This window comes from Pseudoalteromonas sp. TAE56, from assembly GCF_000497955.1.
Classification (GTDB): Bacteria; Pseudomonadota; Gammaproteobacteria; order Enterobacterales; family Alteromonadaceae; genus Pseudoalteromonas.
This window is the reverse complement of the sequence record NZ_AUTN01000139.1, coordinates 1-1623: the sequence shown is the minus strand read 5'-3', so window position 1 is coordinate 1623 and position 1623 is coordinate 1. Positions and strand designations below refer to the sequence as shown.

Sequence of the window (1623 nt, the reverse complement as noted above, 5' to 3'; positions counted from 1 at the left end):
TAGACGACATAGATAGTTTAATTGATGAGGCCGCAGTTGATACTGCAGATGATTCATTAGTTGAGGAAAGTGACGACTTTGATTTAGACGACATAGATAGCTTAATTGATGAGGCCGCAGTTGATACAGCAGATAAATCTTTAGTTGAGGAAAGTGACGACTTTGATTTAGACGACATAGATAGCTTAATTGATGATGAACTAAAAAATTCAGATGTAAGAGATTCAGAAATTGATAATGCATTGGCAGACTCAGTTGAGGATTTAGCAGATGCTCAAGAAGAATTAAATGTTGATGATATTGAGTCGCTTGCTTCATCATTAAATGAAGAGCCTGAGCTTAACGATGAGCCTGAACTTGCAGAAGAACCTGAGCTTGTAGAAGAACCCAATATTTTAGAAGAACCTGAGCTTGTAGAAGAGCCCGAGCTTGCAGAAGAACCTGAAATTTTAGAAGAGCCTGAGCTTAACGATGAGGCAGAGCTTGCAGAAGAGCCTGAGCTTGTAGAAGAACCTGAAATTTTAGAAGAGCCAGAGCTTAACGATGAGCCAGAGCTTGCAGAAGAACCTGAAATTTTAGAAGAGCCTGAGCTTAACGATGAGCCAGAGCTTGCAGAAGAGCCTGAGCTTGTAGAAGATCCAGAGCTTAGCGATGAGCCTGAGCTTGAAGAAGAGCCAGAGCTTTTAGAAGAACCTGAGCTTGTAGAAGAACCAGAACTTGTAGAAGAACCAGAGCTTGTAGAAGAACCAGAGCTTGAAGAAGAACCTGAGCTTTTAGAAGAACCTGAGCTTGAAGGAAAGCCTGAACTTTTAGAAGAGCCTGAGCTTATAGATATTACCGTAGATGATTTTTCAGACACATCAGAGTCGCTTCTTGATCCTGAAGATGCACTTGAAGAATATACAGATGATACTTTAAAGAGCGTTGATGAGCTTTTAAATGAGCTACAGCAAACTACAGATGATGACTATTTAGAAACACCTGATTGGTCTTTAGACGAGCTTGATGATGATCTTGAAGAAATAGAAGTAGACCTTGGTGACGATCCGCTAGCAGGCGACGATGACTCAGATATTACAAGTACTGAAGAACAGCTTGATAGCGAGCTTGTAACGCCAAGTGAAGAACTCGATGAGTACCCTGAACTTGAATTAGACGACGCTCAACCATTATTAGAGAGTGAGCCTTCGTTTGAGTCGCAAGAACCCAAAGAAGAAGCATTAGATGATGAAAATGCAGTAGCACTTAGTCAAACAGAGAAAGATCTTGCAAATGCGCTTATGGCAGATGGTGATTTAGATAGTTTAGAAGATGATTTTGATGATGAACTATTAATTGATAATGACTTCTCTGAATTAGAAACTGAGATTGAAGATGAGTCACTTGATGATGAATTACGTCAAAAGATTAATGATGAGGTTGATTCTGCTGAACCACCAAGTATAGAAGATGACACGAAACCTCTTAACCTTGATGAAGTTCAAGAAACATTAGAAGGTGAGTTGCCATTTTCCCCTGAAGAATTACAAGGGGATGATTTAGATGGCGAGGCACCGGGAATAGCTTCTAGTCAGGCTGAGCAAGATTTAGCAAATGCGCTTATGACAGATGCTGATTTAGATG

Annotated in this window: 1 pseudogene; it reads left to right on the top strand. The window is 40.2% G+C overall.

Going from position 1 to position 1623, the window contains the following annotated elements:
* Positions 1-1623 (top strand): annotated as a pseudogene (locus tag L656_RS1000000123225) (FimV/HubP family polar landmark protein); the annotation flags it as partial.